This is a genomic window from Pantoea anthophila, from assembly GCF_006494375.1.
In the GTDB taxonomy this organism is placed as follows: domain Bacteria; phylum Pseudomonadota; class Gammaproteobacteria; order Enterobacterales; family Enterobacteriaceae; genus Pantoea; species Pantoea anthophila.
Genome location: NZ_VHIZ01000049.1, coordinates 1 through 15,146, shown reverse-complemented (window position 1 = coordinate 15,146; position 15,146 = coordinate 1). Strand labels below are relative to the sequence as shown.

The 15,146-nt window shown below is 57.3% G+C and carries 14 protein-coding genes; 8 read left to right on the top strand and 6 right to left on the bottom strand.

Annotation, left to right across the window (positions count from 1 at the left end; all coding sequences use genetic code 11):
- The 3 genes from FJW00_RS12135 to pdhR all read right to left on the bottom strand — a co-directional run.
- Positions 1-269 (bottom strand): biotin/lipoyl-containing protein (locus FJW00_RS12135; RefSeq protein WP_309147969.1); only part of this gene is annotated, 269 nt, incomplete at its 3' end.
- A gap of 14 nt (positions 270-283) precedes the next feature.
- Positions 284-2,950 carry a pyruvate dehydrogenase (acetyl-transferring), homodimeric type gene (gene aceE, locus FJW00_RS12130; protein ID WP_140924256.1) on the bottom strand — a complete coding sequence of 889 codons (2,667 nt, stop codon included), beginning with the start codon at positions 2,948-2,950 and terminating at the stop codon, positions 284-286.
- 103 nt (positions 2,951-3,053) lie between these two features.
- The gene (gene pdhR / locus FJW00_RS12125) at positions 3,054-3,818 is read right to left on the bottom strand and encodes a pyruvate dehydrogenase complex transcriptional repressor PdhR (protein WP_009092096.1); all 765 of its coding nucleotides are present in this window, start codon (positions 3,816-3,818) and stop codon (positions 3,054-3,056) included.
- Between the two features lie 515 nt (positions 3,819-4,333).
- Between pdhR and aroP the strand changes: the two genes are divergently transcribed.
- The 4 genes from aroP (at position 4,334) to FJW00_RS12105 (ending at position 8,603) form a co-directional block, all read left to right on the top strand.
- Positions 4,334-5,689: an aromatic amino acid transporter AroP gene (gene aroP, locus FJW00_RS12120; RefSeq protein ID WP_009092097.1), complete on the top strand. Its 1,356-nt coding sequence runs from the start codon at positions 4,334-4,336 to the stop codon at positions 5,687-5,689.
- A gap of 124 nt (positions 5,690-5,813) precedes the next feature.
- Positions 5,814-6,059 (top strand): hypothetical protein, encoded by a 246-nt coding sequence (locus tag FJW00_RS12115; protein ID WP_009092098.1) that lies wholly within the window; start codon positions 5,814-5,816, stop codon positions 6,057-6,059.
- 175 nt (positions 6,060-6,234) lie between these two features.
- On the top strand, positions 6,235-7,647 hold the full coding sequence (locus FJW00_RS12110) for a glycoside-pentoside-hexuronide (GPH):cation symporter (RefSeq protein ID WP_111208295.1): 1,413 nt from the start codon (positions 6,235-6,237) through the stop codon (positions 7,645-7,647).
- Entirely contained in the window at positions 7,644-8,603 is a 960-nt protein-coding gene (locus tag FJW00_RS12105; protein ID WP_140924254.1) for a glycoside hydrolase family 43 protein, read from the top strand. The genes FJW00_RS12110 and FJW00_RS12105 overlap by 4 nt, the downstream gene beginning before the upstream one ends.
- On the opposite strand, the gene ampE is transcribed toward FJW00_RS12105, so the two are convergent.
- Together ampE and ampD are read right to left on the bottom strand one after the other, a co-directional pair.
- Positions 8,585-9,439 (bottom strand): beta-lactamase regulator AmpE, encoded by an 855-nt coding sequence (gene ampE, locus FJW00_RS12100; protein WP_058957895.1) that lies wholly within the window; start codon positions 9,437-9,439, stop codon positions 8,585-8,587. The genes FJW00_RS12105 and ampE overlap by 19 nt on opposite strands.
- 16 nt (positions 9,440-9,455) lie before the next feature.
- The gene (gene ampD / locus FJW00_RS12095) at positions 9,456-10,007 is read right to left on the bottom strand and encodes a 1,6-anhydro-N-acetylmuramyl-L-alanine amidase AmpD (RefSeq protein WP_009092102.1); all 552 of its coding nucleotides are present in this window, start codon (positions 10,005-10,007) and stop codon (positions 9,456-9,458) included.
- A gap of 196 nt (positions 10,008-10,203) precedes the next feature.
- Between ampD and nadC the strand changes: the two genes are divergently transcribed.
- The 4 genes from nadC (at position 10,204) to hofC (ending at position 14,336) form a co-directional block, all read left to right on the top strand.
- Entirely contained in the window at positions 10,204-11,100 is an 897-nt protein-coding gene (nadC, locus tag FJW00_RS12090; protein ID WP_009092105.1) for a carboxylating nicotinate-nucleotide diphosphorylase, read from the top strand.
- A gap of 216 nt (positions 11,101-11,316) precedes the next feature.
- Positions 11,317-11,772, top strand: coding sequence for a prepilin peptidase-dependent pilin (ppdD, locus tag FJW00_RS12085; protein ID WP_009092106.1), 456 nt, complete (start codon positions 11,317-11,319; stop codon positions 11,770-11,772).
- A complete protein-coding gene (gene gspE, locus FJW00_RS12080) occupies positions 11,759-13,144 on the top strand; it encodes a type II secretion system protein GspE (protein ID WP_140924251.1) in 1,386 nt (461 codons plus the stop codon). The genes ppdD and gspE overlap by 14 nt, the downstream gene beginning before the upstream one ends.
- Positions 13,137-14,336, top strand: coding sequence for a protein transport protein HofC (gene hofC, locus FJW00_RS12075; protein WP_140924249.1), 1,200 nt, complete (start codon positions 13,137-13,139; stop codon positions 14,334-14,336). Before gspE ends, hofC begins: the two co-directional genes overlap by 8 nt.
- Positions 14,337-14,361: 25 nt before the next feature.
- Here the strand turns inward: hofC and FJW00_RS12070 are convergent.
- The coding region (locus FJW00_RS12070) for a GMP reductase (protein WP_140924246.1) at positions 14,362-15,146 on the bottom strand (785 nt) is incomplete at its 5' end.

The following is a 15,146-nucleotide window of genomic DNA, read 5'->3' as shown; positions in this document are numbered from 1 at the left end:
TTCTCTTCGGCGGCGGCAGGTGCCGCTTCTGCGGCCCCTTCTGCGTCAAACACCATGATCAGCGAGCCGGTTTCTACTTTGTCACCGGTGGCGATTTTGATCTCTTTCACTACGCCAGCCTGCGGGGAAGGCACTTCCATTGAGGCTTTGTCGCCTTCCACGGTGATCAGCGACTGCTCGGCTTCCACCTTGTCGCCAACTTTCACCAGAATCTCGGTGACTTCAACTTCGTCAGACCCGATATCCGGTACCTTAATTTCGATAGCCATTACTCTCTTACCTCTTAAGCCAGACGCGGGTTAACTTTATCGGCATCGATGTTGAATTTGGTAATGGCATCCGCCACCACTTTCTTCTCAATCTCGCCGCGTTTAGCCAGCTCACCCAGCGCAGCAACCACCACATAAGATGCATCAACTTCAAAGTGATGACGCAGATTCTCACGGCTGTCAGAGCGACCAAAGCCATCGGTACCCAGCACGCGGTAATCGCTGGCTGGAACATAGCTGCGAACCTGTTCAGCGAACAGTTTCATGTAGTCGGTTGAGGCAACCGCTGGCGCGTCATTCATCACCTGAGCGATGTAAGGCACGCGTGCTTCTTCTGTCGGATGCAGCATGTTCCAGCGCTCACAATCCTGGCCATCACGCGCCAGTTCGGTGAACGAGGTGACGCTGTAGACATCAGAGCCGATACCGTAATCTTTCGCCAGGATCTGTGCCGCTTCACGTACGTGACGCAGGATAGAACCTGAGCCCAGCAGCTGCACTTTGCCTTTGCTGCCTTCTACCGTTTCCAGCTTGTAGATACCCTTACGGATACCCTCTTCCGCACCCTGCGGCATGGCTGGCATATGGTAGTTTTCGTTCAGCGTGGTGATGTAGTAGTAGATATTCTCCTGCGCTTCGCCATACATACGCACCAGACCATCATGCATGATGACAGCCACTTCATAGGCGTAAGACGGGTCGTAAGAGATACAGTTCGGGATGGTCAGCGACTGAATATGGCTGTGGCCATCTTCATGCTGCAGGCCTTCGCCGTTCAGCGTGGTACGACCGGAGGTTCCGCCGACCAGGAAGCCGCGCGCCTGCTGGTCACCCGCCAGCCACATCAGATCGCCGATACGCTGGAAGCCGAACATCGAATAATAGATATAGAACGGGATCATCGGCAGGTTGTTGGTGCTGTAAGAGGTCGCCGCTGCCAGCCAGGATGAACCTGCGCCCAGCTCGTTGATCCCTTCCTGCAGAATCTGGCCTTTCTCATCTTCTTTGTAGTAAGCAACCTGCTCACGGTCCTGCGGAGTGTACTGCTGGCCGTTCGGGCTGTAGATACCAATCTGACGGAACAGACCTTCCATACCGAAGGTACGCGCTTCATCCGCGAGGATCGGAACCAGACGATCTTTGATCGACTTGTTCTTCAGCATCACGTTCAGGGCACGAACGAAGGCGATGGTGGTGGAGATCTCTTTGTTCTGCTCTTCCAGCAGCGCACCGAACTCTTCCAGCGCTGGCATTTCCAGCTTCTCGGTGAACTTCGGCTGACGCGTTGGCAGGTAGCCACCCAGCTTCTCACGCTGACCGTGCAGGTAAGTGTGCTCTTCTGAGCCTTTTTCGAAGGTCACGTACGGCAGTTCTTCGATTTTATCGTCAGCAACCGGCACGTTGAAGCGATCACGGATATAGCGCACGCCATCCATGTTCATCTTCTTCACCTGGTGAGCAATGTTTTTGCCTTCCGCGGTGTCGCCCATACCATAACCTTTGATGGTATGCGCCAGGATCAGCACCGGCTTGCCTTTGGTTTCCTGCGCTTTTTTCAGTGCCGCGTAGATTTTCTTCGGATCGTGGCCGCCACGGTTCAGTGCCCAGATTTCATCATCGGACATGTCTTTAACCAGCGCGGCAGTTTCCGGATATTTGCCAAAGAAGTGCTCACGCACATAGGCGCCATCACGGGATTTAAAGGTCTGGTAGTCGCCGTCGACGGTTTCGTTCATCAGCTGAATCAGCTTGCCGCTGGTATCTTTGCGCAGCAGCTCATCCCAGCGACCGCCCCAGATGACTTTGATCACTTCCCAGCCAGCACCGGCAAAGATGCCTTCCAGCTCGTTGATGATCTTGCCATTACCGGTGACCGGGCCATCCAGACGCTGCAGGTTGCAGTTGATGATGAAGACCAGGTTATCCAGTTTTTCACGGGTCGCGATGGTGATCGCACCTTTGGATTCTGGCTCATCCATCTCACCATCACCCAGGAAGGCGTAGACGGTCTGAGCAGAGGTATCTTTCAGGCCACGGTGTTCCAGATATTTCAGGAACTTCGCCTGATAGATCGCTGACAATGGACCCAGACCCATAGAAACGGTCGGGAACTGCCAGAACTCCGGCATTAATTTCGGGTGCGGATAAGAAGAGAGACCTTTACCGTCAACTTCCTGACGGAAGTTGTTCATCTGCTCTTCGGTCAGGCGACCTTCAAGGAACGCACGGGCATAAATGCCCGGAGAGATGTGGCCCTGGAAATAGACCAGATCGCCGCCATCTTTGTCATTGCGCGCGCGGAAGAAGTGGTTGAAGCACACTTCATAAATGGTCGCAGAAGACTGGAAGGAGGACATATGGCCGCCGAGCTCCAGATCTTTCTTCGATGCGCGCAGCACCGACATGATGGCGTTCCAGCGGATAGCGGAACGGATACGACGTTCAAGAGAGGTGTTGCCCGGATAGTCGGGTTCATCTTCAACGGCAATAGAGTTGATGTAGTTGCTGATAGCAGACGATCCTGCAGCAACGTTCACGCCGCCTTTGCGGGCTGCACCCAGTACCTGATCGATCAGATACTGTGCACGTTCAACACCTTCTTCACGGATGACCGATTCGATCGCCTGTAGCCAGTCACGAGTTTCAATCGGATCCACGTCATTGTGTAAACGTTCTGACATGGGTGTGTTCCTTATCTGTGTCTAATACGTTGAATAATCGGGAGCCTGTCAAAGCACAAGCAGGCAGGCTCGTCGCACATGTCCGTACGATCTTTGTCGCACGTTATTCCTTACGTTGCTGTAAACGACGCAGGGAGCGTTCTCGACGGCTCTGCTCCCGACTTCTGTCCAGCAAGATTTCCTCTATGAACGCCAGGTGACGGTGTGAAGCCTCGCGCGCTTTTTCTGGCTCACGGGCCACAATCGCCTCAAAGATTCTGGCGCGGTGACCGCTCACTTTTGCCAGCATTTCCCGGCGAGAGTAGAGCAATTCGAAATTCTGACGGACGTTTTGTTCCAGCATAGGGCCCATTGAGCGTAGCAAATGCAAAAGCACCACATTATGGGCCGCTTCTGTGACAGCGATCTGATACTGCATCACGGCGTCCGCTTCGGCGTCTAAATCGCCGCTGTCCTGCGCCTGCTGGATGTGCACATGGCAGTCGCGAATGCGCAGCAGATCTTCTTCTGTGCCGCGCAGCGCCGCGTAATAGGCGGCGATGCCCTCTAAGGCATGACGCGTTTCCAGCAGGTCAAACTGTGATTCCGGATGGTCTGCGAGAAGCTCAACGAGTGGATCACTCAGGCTTTGCCAGAGATGCTCCTGTACGAATGTTCCGCCGCCCTGACGGCGCAGCAACAATCCTTTCGCTTCTAAGCGCTGGATCGCTTCGCGGAGAGACGGACGTGAGACATCGAATTGTTTGGCGAGTTCGCGCTCAGGGAGCAGCTTCTCTCCCGGACGCAGTGTCCCTTCCATAATCAGGGATTCGAGCTGTTGCTCGATAGCATCTGAGAGCTTGGGTTGGCGAATCTTACTGTAAGCCATCATCCCTTCTTATTAAGCCAGTCGTCCGGAGTAAATTGGTAATACCAATTGTACAGAGGTGGCGGTAAAGTAACAAAGTATTCACCTTGTGTCTATATGGTGTCTGTGACATTCCCCTGCCTCTGAAGCCCGCCCTGACGCTAACTTGCGGTTAAAAAAATGAAAAATTCGCGTTAGGCTGAATGTTAAATAAATTCACTTTTACCAAACCTTACACCTGCTTAGCCCCGAAGCGCAGCGGCATCCATAAGTGAAAGCTATTCGTCATGAACCGCATTTCATGGCAGAAATTTCTCTGGCCTGACGTGACCGGGACGGCGTTTTTTCAGTCAACTCTCAGCACGAAAGGCGAAAGCAGGTGCAAAGCGATTCGCTTATCACTATTCTTGTCGCCAGGGTAGCGCATGGCAGCACTCAGCACGCCAGATACCGTAAAATAATCAATACGTTAATGTAACTACTTCCTTACAGCGAACCGCGCTGGGAACGAAGAATAAAAACATCACGAGGTTTGTATGGAACAACAGCAAGGCGAGGCGCTGAAACGTGGTCTTAAGAACCGCCATATTCAGCTCATCGCGCTGGGTGGAGCAGTAGGAACCGGCCTGTTTCTGGGCAGCGCATCGGTCATCGAATCCGCCGGTCCGGCCGTTATTCTGGGCTATGCCATTGCCGGTTTTATTGCCTTTTTAATCATGCGCCAGCTGGGCGAGATGGTCGTTGAGGAGCCGGTTGCCGGCAGCTTCAGCCACTTCGCCTATAAATACTGGGGCAACTTTGCCGGCTTCGCCTCGGGCTGGAACTACTGGGTACTTTACGTGCTGGTCGCCATGGCAGAGCTCACTGCCGTCGGCAAATATATTCAGTTCTGGTGGCCCGACTTTCCAACCTGGGCCTCGGCAGCCATCTTCTTCGTCATGATTAACGCCATCAACCTGACCAACGTGAAAGTCTTTGGTGAGATGGAGTTCTGGTTCGCCATTATTAAAGTGGTGGCGGTCATTGGCATGATCCTGTTCGGCGGCTGGCTGCTCTTCAGCGGCAACGGCGGTCCGCAGGCGACGGTGCGTAACCTCTGGGAACAGGGCGGCTTTTTCCCGCACGGCATTGGCGGTCTGGTGACGGTCATGGCGATCATCATGTTCTCATTCGGTGGGCTGGAGCTGGTGGGGATCACCGCCGCTGAAGCCGATAATCCGGAAGTCAGCATCCCGAAAGCGACCAACCAGGTGCTGTGGCGCATCCTGATTTTCTACATTGGTTCACTGGCGGTGCTGCTGTCACTGATGCCGTGGAGCCGTGTCACCTCTGAAGTCAGCCCGTTTGTCTTTATCTTCCACGAGCTGGGCGATGCCATGGTGGCGAATGCGCTGAACGTGGTGATCCTGACAGCCGCCCTGTCGGTCTACAACAGCTGCGTTTACTGCAACAGCCGTATGCTGTTTGGTCTGGCTCAGCAGGGCAACGCGCCCAAATCGCTGCTGAAAGTTGACCGTCGCGGCGTTCCGGTCTTAACCATTCTGGTTTCTGCGGTCGCCACGGCGCTCTGCGTGCTGATCAACTACCTGATGCCCGGTGAAGCGTTCGGCCTGCTGATGTCACTGGTGGTTTCTGCACTGGTCATCAACTGGGCGATGATCAGCCTGGCGCACCTTAAGTTCCGTCGTAAGAAAGATCAGCAGGGCGTGACCACCCGCTTCAAAGCGCTGCTCTATCCGGCCGGTAACTGGATTTGCCTGATCTTCCTGGCGGCAATTCTGGTGCTGATGGCAACCACGCCGGGCATGGCCATCTCTGTCTGGCTGATCCCGGTCTGGCTGGTGATTCTGGCGCTGGGTTACTTTATTAAGAACCAGACGCAGAAAGTCTGATCCCTTCTCATATCCGGTGCGCCTGCTCAGGCGCACCGGCCACTTTCGTTTTGTTACTATTTTTATTGCTGACGGGTAGTGATAATTTTTTCCTGCTTCTCACCCAATAAAGGAAAAAATAACTATGCGTGAACTCGCACCTTCAGAAATTATGGCCGTCAGCGGATGTGGCCTGATTCAGGATATCACCACCGCCGTCGGCCAGCAGGCCGGTTCGCTTTTGGGCAGCGTGATGGGTTCCCTGATACCGATTCCCTTTCTTAACGGCGTGATCTCCTCGGTGGCCAGTACGCTTTTCAGCACCATTGGTGGCTGGATTGGCAGTCTTCTCGGTGGCCTGGTTGAAGGGCAGAATAACAGCGCAGCTTAACGATTCTCTGCCGCCCTGCCCCGCTTAATGTGATGTGAACGGGCCCGCGCCTGCGTGCCAGTTCACATTTTTTTGCGCCCGCCCGTTTTGTCCATCTCTGTGACTCAATACTGCCACGCCGTGAATGACTTAAGCGCTGATAATCATTAGCTTCATGGTTTGCAGGAGAAGCACAATGAAGCCCGCGGCACTCACATTCAAAGAAAAACTGGGTTATGGCATGGGCGATGCCGGATGCAACATGATTGGCGGTGCCATCATGCTGTTCCTCAACTACTTCTATACCGATGTGTTCGGCCTGGCTCCGGCGCTGGTGGGCACGCTGCTGCTCTCGGTCAGGGTGCTGGATGCGGTCACCGACCCGATTATGGGCGCGATTGCCGATCGCACCCAGAGTCGCTGGGGCCGTTTTCGTCCCTGGCTGCTGTGGGTTTCCGTTCCCTACGTGCTGTTCAGCGTACTGATGTTTACCACGCCAGACTGGACCTATCACAACAAGGTGATCTGGGCATTTGTCACCTACTTCCTGATGTCACTGACCTACACCGCCATTAATATTCCTTACTGTTCACTGGGCGGCGTGATTACCAGCGATCCCGGCGAGCGCGTCTCCTGCCAGTCCTACCGCTTTGTTATGGTGGGCATCGCCACGCTGACCCTCTCCCTGTCACTGCTGCCGATGGCGGAGTGGTTTGGCGGCGCGGATAAGGCGCGCGGCTATCAGATGGCGATGGCGGTGCTGGCCACCCTGGGCCTGGCGATGTTTCTGTTCTGCTTTGCTACGGTGCGTGAACGCATCCGCCCTGCCGTTCCCAGCAATGATGACCTGAAAAAAGATCTGCGTGACGTCTGGAAGAATGACCAGTGGGTCCGGATCCTGCTGCTCACCTTCTGCAACGTCTGTCCCGGCTTCATTCGCATGGCGGCGACCATGTACTACGTAACCTGGGTCATGGGTCAGTCAACGCACTTCGCCACCCTGTTTATCAGCCTGGGGGTAATCGGCATGATGGTGGGCAGCACGCTGGCGAAAGTGCTCACCGACCGCTGGTGCAAACTCAAAGTCTTTTTCTGGACCAATATCGCGCTGGCCCTTTTTTCCAGCGGCTTTTACTGGATCGATCCACACGCCACTCTGATGGTCGTGGTGGCTTATTTTGTGCTGAATATTCTGCATCAGATCCCCTCCCCCCTGCACTGGTCACTGATGGCCGATGTGGATGACTACGGCGAATGGAAAACCGGTAAACGCATTACCGGCATCAGCTTCTCCGGCAACCTCTTTTTCCTCAAGGTGGGTCTGGCTGTCGCGGGGGCGATGGTCGGTTTTCTGCTCTCAATGTATGGCTACAACGCGGGCGCAAAACAGCAGTCAGCCGAGGCGATTAACGGCATCATGCTGCTGTTTACCGTTATTCCGGGCGTCGGCTACCTGATCACCGCCGGCGTAGTACGGCTGATGAAGGTTGACCGCAAAATGATGCTCACCATCCAGCAGGATCTGGCGCTGCGTCGCGAAAACTTCCACGACTTACACACTGTTCGTCTGCACAACCGTGCTGCCACGCCAACCGGAGATGTAAAATGAGCCCAACCTGGCCGAATCCTTTTATTGAGCAGCGCGCTGACCCGTTTATTCTGCGCCATGAACAGCACTACTATTTTGTCGCCTCAGTACCGGAATATGACCGGCTGGAGATTCGCCGCGCCACCACGCTGGCTGACCTGCGCAGCGCAGAACCGGTGGTGGTCTGGCACAAGCCGGAGAGCGGCCCCTGCAGCGAACTCATCTGGGCACCCGAGCTGCACTATATCGACGGGCTGTGGGTGATCTATTTCGCGGCAGCACCGACGCGCGACATTAAAGAGGGATTATTCCAGCATCGGATGTACGCACTGGTGTGCGAGGCCGGCGACCCGCTGCAGGGCGAATGGCAGCCCTGCCGGCGCGTCTTCAGCCAGCTTGACAGCTTTTCACTGGATGCCACCCACTTCGTGCATCAGGGTAAAAACTGGTATCTCTGGGCACAGAAAGATCCCGCCATTCCCGGTAACTCCAACCTCTATCTGGCGGAGCTGCTTAATCCCTGGACGCTGAAAGGCACGCCGGTAATGCTGAGCCGGCCTGAATATGAGTGGGAGTGTGCAGGATTTAGCGTGAATGAAGGACCGACGGTCATTCGTCATGGTGACAGGCTGTTTGTTACCTACTCCGCCAGCGCCACCGATGAGAATTACTGCCTGGGCATGCTGTCGATTGCCGCAGAGGCGGACCCGCTCGACGTGACCGCATGGCAGAAATCGGCGCGGCCGGTGTTTGTTTCCAGCTGGGACAATCATCAGTATGGGCCGGGGCACAACAGTTTTACGCAGGATGAGTCGGGGCGGGACGTGCTGGTCTACCATGCACGAAACTACACGGAGATTGAGGGCGATCCGTTATGGGACCCGAACCGCCATACCCGACTGAAATACTTCAGCTGGCGCAGCGATGGCACGCCCGATTTTGGCGTGCCCCCTGCTGATCACACCAGCGTGCCATAAATCGTCAGCAGCGCTACGGCCACCACCAGCACCAGTGAGGTCCGTTTCGCCAACGCCACGGCCACCCGTGGCGTTTCAACTTTATCCGTGTGCGGATCGCGGGACAGCGAGAACTGCGCCAGGGTGGTCAGCACCTGATACTGAGAACGGTGACGATCGGTCAGTGAGACAAACCAGGCGGGCAGCGCCTTTTCACCGTGGCCCAGCAGAGCGTAAGCCACCCCCGCCAGCCGGACCGGTATCCAGTCGAGCAGATGCAGAATACCGTCGACCCCCGATTGCGCCCGCGCCATCGGTGTGCCGTGCTTTGCCAGCCAGCCCTGCCAGGCTCGCAGGAAGGCGTAACCCACCAGCAGCACCGGTCCCCAGGGGCCACCCACCACCAGCCAGAACATCGGGGCCAGATAGAAACGGAAGTTTATCCAGATCAGCGCATTCTGCAGCTCGCGCAGAAATTCGCGTTCGCTGCACTCCACCGGCACACCATGAATCAGCGTCAGCTCCGCCGCCATCGCCTGATGCGCCGCATCGTCGTCATGACTGGCCGCCTTCAGATAGTGATGGTAGTGCTGCCGCACTGAACCGGCCCCGATACAGAGCAGCCCGACCACAATCCAGAACAGCAATAGCACCACGCCAAACAGCACGCCTTTCAGCGTCACCAGCACCAGTGCCGTCAGCGCCATCGCCAGCACGGTCATCAGCAGCGTCCGCATCATGGAGAAGTGGCGGCGATGGCGAAAAATCGGCTCCAGCCGGTGTTCGAGCTGCCAGTGCTCGCCCAGTTTAAACAGGCGCTCCCAGCCCAGAACCAACAACAAGGTAAACAACGTCATACTGACCCCGCAAAAATCAGGATTTTTGCTGCGTTAACAGCTCTCTGTAGTACTCCCAGTCAAAAGCAGGACCAGGATCGGTTTTGCGCGCCGGAGCGATGTCGCTATGCCCGGTAATACGTGCAGGCGTGACCGGATAGTGCTGCAGCAGCAACTGCGTAACCTGCTGCAAAGCCCGATATTGCGCCCCGGTATAAGGCTCGCTGTCAGTTCCTTCCAGCTCGATGCCAATAGAGAAGTCATTGCAGTTTTCCCGGCCCTCAAACTGCGAAACCCCCGCATGCCAGGCGCGCTTATCAAAGGGAACATACTGCACAATCTCGCCGTCACGGCGAATCAGGCAGTGTGCCGCCACTTTCAGTGCCGCGATATCGGCAAAATAGGGATGCGCATCCGGCGGAAGCGTGCCGGTGAACAGCTTATCGATCCACGGTCCGCCAAACTCTCCCGGCGGCAGGCTGATATTGTGAATCACCAGCAGCGACGGCGCCTCATTGTCAGGTCGTTCATTGCAATGTAATGAGGGCACCTGACGTACACCGGTCAGCCAGCCCTGTTTGATTTTCATACCGGATTTCCTTGTTCTGCCTGGCTGAGAATAGCATGAATAATAAAGGATTCTTGCCCCTTAGTGTGTCGGCAGCGTGACATTATCTGATTCCTTGTTAAGGATACTAAACAAAATACGGTTTATGGCTGGCACCGCGTGGCAGTTCAGGCTATTGTGACCGCCTCAGACATCCCCTTTTCTGGAGTGTAAGCCTATGTCTTCTCGTGGTTATGATCCCGACAGCCGCCGTCAGGCGCTGATTAAACGCATTGAAAGTGACATCCCGGATGCCGTTGCGCTGGCGTTAAAGGAGGATCTCGGTGGGGAGATCGACGCCGACCGCGATATCACCGCACAGCTGTTACCGGCCGACACCCAGGCCCATGCGCAGGTCATTACCCGCGAAGCCGGTGTTTTCTGTGGTAAACGCTGGGTCGAAGAGGTGTTTATTCAGCTGGGCGCGCACGCCACCCTGAACTGGCACGTCAGTGATGGCGATCCGATCAAGGCTGACCAGCTGCTGTTTGAAATTGAAGGCCCGGCGCGCCTGCTGCTGACCGCCGAGCGGACGGCGCTCAATTTTGTGCAGACGCTCTCCGGCGTGGCGACCGAAGTCAGCCGCTATGTCGCGCTGCTGGCAGGCAGCCAGACCCAGCTGCTGGACACGCGTAAAACCCTGCCCGGCCTGCGGACGGCGCTTAAATATGCCGTGCTCTGCGGTGGCGGCAGCAATCACCGGCTCGGCCTCTCTGACGCCTATCTGATCAAAGAGAATCATATTATCGCCAGCGGGTCGATTGCTCAGGCGGTGGAAAGAGCGCAGTGGTTACAGCCAGACGTGCCGGTTGAAGTTGAGGTGGAATCGCTGGAGGAGTTACGCCAGGCGCTGGAGGCCGCCGCTGACATTGTCATGCTGGATAACTTCAGCCTGGAGGAGATGCGTACCGCCGTCGAACTGAATCAGGGGCGGACGCTGCTGGAAGTTTCCGGCAACGTTACCGAAGCCACCCTGCCGCAGATCGCCCTGACCGGCGTGGACTACGTTTCGGTTGGCGCACTGACCAAACATGTCCGGGCGCTGGATCTCTCGATGCGTTTTCAGCAAAAGTAAACCGCAGCGGCACGGTCAGTGCCGCTGCCTCTGTCCGCGCACTCTGCTGACCTGCCCGCGCGGCCACACGTTTTGCGACCTCGCTTACAGCGCCATTGCTACTGCGCTGTAACGACGCACATTCTTTCGGTGATCCTTTCCAGCCTGAAAACTCGCCACTGTTTTTCATTGCCCCCGCTTTCTACCCTGTCGACTTCTTAATCAGGAGACGATGGAATGAACTATCAACGTGGATTTACGCTGGTTGAACTGATGATTGTGGTCGGCATTGTGGCGATTCTGAGTGCCATCGGCCTGCCCGCCTATCAAAACTATCTGCAGCGCGCCGCGCTCACCGACATGCTGCAAACGATGGTGCCCTATAAAACCGCCGTCGAACTCTGTGCCATGGAGCGCGGCGGCCCGACGCAGTGTCAGGCCGGACAGGCTGGTATCCCTGCTGCGAAAGGATCGCGCTACGTTTCGGCACTGAGCGTCACTAACGGGGTGATTACACTGACCGGCCAGGAGAGTCTGAATGGCCTGAGCGTTGAAATGGTGCCGATTCATGATGCCACGGATGGCAGCATCAGCTGGCAGCGCAGCTGCACCAGCAGCAACAACAATCTGCGCGACAATTGCCTGGAACAGTTCCGCTTTGCGGATAAAGGGGCCAGCGATGAATCCGCCTGACGATGCAATCACGGCACTCTGCCAGCGCTATCGCGCGCTGATTTTGCAGCATGATGCCGATCGGTTACGCGTTGCCGTGGCGGAGAGCGTTCCGCCCGGCCTCTCTGAAGCGCTTCACTTTGCCAGTCAGTGTCAGATTGACATTGAATGCTGGCCTCAGGCCCGCCTGGATCAACGTCAGCATGCCGACACGGGGCGGGTCGCGCGCGAAGAGACACCCGCTGAATCGGCGATTGAAGCCGCCGAGCTGATTCTGCGTCAGGCGCTGGAACGTCGCGCCTCGGATGTGCATATCGAACCCGGCGCTGAGGGGATGCGGGTGCGGCTGCGCATTGACGGTGTCCTTCACCCGCTCTCTTCCCTGCCTGTGACCCAGCCTGCGGCGCTGCTGGCGCGCCTGAAAATCCTCGGCGGACTGGATATTGCCGAACGCCGGTTGCCCCAGGATGGTCAGTTCAGTCTGGCGATCGCCGGTCAGTCAGCCTCCTTTCGTCTGGCAACGTTACCCGTGTATGGCGGTGAAAAAGCGGTCATCAGGCTGTTGCAGAGTGAAAGCGCGGCGCTGTCACTGGATAAGCTCGGCCTCCCCCCTGCGCAGCTGCGCCTCTTCACGGCGGCGCTGGCCCAGCCGCAGGGGCTGATCCTGGTCACCGGGCCGACCGGCAGCGGCAAGACATTTACCCTCTACAGTGGACTCAGCGCCCTGAACCGGCCAGAAAAAAACCTGTGCAGCGTGGAAGATCCGATTGAGATCCCGCTGTCCGGCATTAATCAGACGCAGATCCATAACCGCAAGGGGCTGGATTTTAACCGTGTGCTGCGGGCGTTACTGAGACAGGATCCGGACGTCATTATGGTCGGAGAGATCCGCGATGCCGAAACGGCAGAGATTGCAGTGAAGGCAGCGCAGACCGGCCATCTGGTGCTTTCAACTCTGCACACCAACTCCACCGCCGAGACGCTGACGCGGCTGCGGCAGATGGGCATCCCCGGTTATCTGCTGGGCCCGGCGCTGAAGCTGATCGTGGCTCAGCGCTTGGTCCGGCGCCTCTGCCCCCATTGCCGTCAGCCGGCCCAGGCGGTAGCGCACTACCCCACAGAAATCTGGCCCGGCACGCTGCAGACCTGGCGGGCGCCCGGTTGCGATCACTGTTTCTCCGGCTACTTTGGCCGGCTGGCGCTGTTTGAACTGCTGCCGATCAATGCCAGGCTCCAGAATGCCATTGCTGCTGAGATGCCGCTGGAGAATCTGCTCACGCTGGCAAAACAGCAGGGATTGCGCCCCCTGCTGGTTTCCGGTCTGGAAGCCGTAAGCCGGGGCGACACCTCGCTGGAAGAGATGCAGCGGGTCATCGGGCTGGACGATGGCTGATGCAGCGCTGTTCCGCTGGCAGGCGGTAGATAGCCAGGGGCAGTTGCGCAGTGGTCAGCTGCTGGCGGTTGATAGTGAAACCCTGCTGCGGGTGCTGGCGCAGCGCGACCTGCTGCCCGTGAGCTGGAAGCGGGAAAAGGGCTGGCGTCAGTCGGAATGGAAGTGGCAGCAGAAGAGCGATCTGATACGCCAGCTGGCAACCCTGCTCAAAGCCGGTCTGCCGCTGGCAGAGAGTCTGGCGTTGCTGGCAGAGGGGCATCCGCATGCAGGCTGGCGGGCATTGTTGCTCGCCCTGCATTATCGGGTGCTCAGCGGCGCCCCTTTTTCTCAGGCATTACGTGAATGGCCACAGATTTTTCCGGCGCTCTATCCGGCACTGATGGAGGTGGGTGAACTGACCGGTCAGCTTGATGTCTGCTGCGAGGAGCTGGCCCGTCAGCAGATCCGGCAACAGCAGTTAGGTCAGCAGGTGGTGAAAGCGTTGCGTTATCCGCTGTTCATCCTGCTGGTGGCCCTCGCTGTCACCTGCGGCATGCTGCTGTTTGTGCTGCCTGAGTTCGTTGCCGTCTATGACGCCTTTGACGCGCCCCTGCCCGCCTTTACGGCAGCGGTGATGCAGCTATCAGCCCTGCTTCAGGCATGGGGAGGCGTCCTCGCTTTCGGCGTAACGCTGATACTGGCGATTGTGTTTCAGTTGCGACGACGCTCTGCGGAGTGGCAGCGCCGCGAACAGGCGCTTTTGCTGCGCCTCCCGCTGCTTGCCGGATTATGGCGGGGGATGCAGCTGACGCAGATCTACACCATCCTGACGCTGACGCAGCGTGCCGGGTTGACCCTGTTGCAGGGACTGGCCGCCGCAGAAGTGACGCTCTCTGCCCTGCTCTGGCGGGAGGCCATGGCCGCCCTCCAGCAGCACATTGCTCAGGGTCATCCCCTGCATCAGGCATTGATGCATCATTCGCTTTTCACGCCGTTATGTGGTCAGCTGATTCGGGTCGGCGAAGAGGCGGGGGCACTGGATGTGATGCTGGCGCGTCTGGCGGAGTGGCACGAGGCAGAGACCCGCAAACGTGCTGATACCCTGGCGGCGTCGCTGGAGCCGGTGATGATGGTGGTCATTGGCGCTATCGTCGGCTCGCTGGTAGTCGCGATGTATCTGCCCGTATTCGGTCTGGGTGATGCGATGCATTAAGGGGCGCCGGATGCGCCCCGGACGATTACCGGTTGAATACGCGGTTTTCCTGCTCATTGACCCGGATGAAGGTCGTGCGCTTGGTCAGCTCTTTCAGACGCTCAGCCCCGACGTAGGTGCAGGCGGACCGCAAACCTCCCAGAATATCCCGTGCAGTATCAGCCACCGGGCCACGTAGTGGCAGCTTCACCGTTTTACCTTCGGCAGCCCGATACTGGGCGACACCGCCGACATGACGTTTCATCGCCGATTCAGAACTCATGCCGTAAAACAGCATGAAGCTTTCGCCATTTTCTTCGACGACCTGCCCTTCACACTCATCGTGTGCCGCCAGCATGCCTCCCAGCATCACAAAGTCCGCTCCGCCACCAAAAGCTTTCGCAATATCGCCTGGCACCGAACAGCCGCCATCACTGACAATCTGTCCACTTAAGCCATGGGCCGCATCGGCACATTCAATGACGGCAGAAAGCTGCGGATAGCCCACGCCGGTTTTCACCCGGGTCGTGCAGACTGACCCCGGACCGATGCCAACCTTAACGATATCCGCGCCCGACAGAATCAGCTCTTCCACCATCTCCCCTGTCACCACATTACCGGCACAGATGGTTTTCGCCGGGAACATCTCACGAGCGCGCTGCAGAAAATCAACAAAATGCTGCGAGTAGCCGTTGGCCACGTCGATGCAGATAAACTGCAGATCGTCGGACAGCGCCATAATGGCGACCAGCTTGTTCAGATCGTTTTCAGAGGTGCCGGTTGACACCATCACATGCTTCAGAACCGTGGCGGGGACGCGCTGAATAAACG

Excerpts from the sequence above, each read along its gene's own strand:
- FJW00_RS12115 (WP_009092098.1), top strand. The coding sequence starts at position 5,814 with ATGCGTGAACTCGCACCTTCAGAAATTATGGCCGTCAGCGGATGTGGC.
- FJW00_RS12105 (WP_140924254.1), top strand. The coding sequence starts at position 7,644 with ATGAGCCCAACCTGGCCGAATCCTTTTATTGAGCAGCGCGCTGACCCG.
- pdhR (WP_009092096.1), bottom strand. The coding sequence starts at position 3,818 with ATGGCTTACAGTAAGATTCGCCAACCCAAGCTCTCAGATGCTATCGAG.
- ppdD (WP_009092106.1), top strand. The coding sequence starts at position 11,317 with ATGAACTATCAACGTGGATTTACGCTGGTTGAACTGATGATTGTGGTC.
- nadC (WP_009092105.1), top strand. The coding sequence starts at position 10,204 with ATGTCTTCTCGTGGTTATGATCCCGACAGCCGCCGTCAGGCGCTGATT.
- ampE (WP_058957895.1), bottom strand. The coding sequence starts at position 9,439 with ATGACGTTGTTTACCTTGTTGTTGGTTCTGGGCTGGGAGCGCCTGTTT.
- hofC (WP_140924249.1), top strand. The coding sequence starts at position 13,137 with ATGGCTGATGCAGCGCTGTTCCGCTGGCAGGCGGTAGATAGCCAGGGG.
- FJW00_RS12110 (WP_111208295.1), top strand. The coding sequence starts at position 6,235 with ATGAAGCCCGCGGCACTCACATTCAAAGAAAAACTGGGTTATGGCATG.
- gspE (WP_140924251.1), top strand. The coding sequence starts at position 11,759 with ATGAATCCGCCTGACGATGCAATCACGGCACTCTGCCAGCGCTATCGC.
- aroP (WP_009092097.1), top strand. The coding sequence starts at position 4,334 with ATGGAACAACAGCAAGGCGAGGCGCTGAAACGTGGTCTTAAGAACCGC.
- ampD (WP_009092102.1), bottom strand. The coding sequence starts at position 10,007 with ATGAAAATCAAACAGGGCTGGCTGACCGGTGTACGTCAGGTGCCCTCA.
- aceE (WP_140924256.1), bottom strand. The coding sequence starts at position 2,950 with ATGTCAGAACGTTTACACAATGACGTGGATCCGATTGAAACTCGTGAC.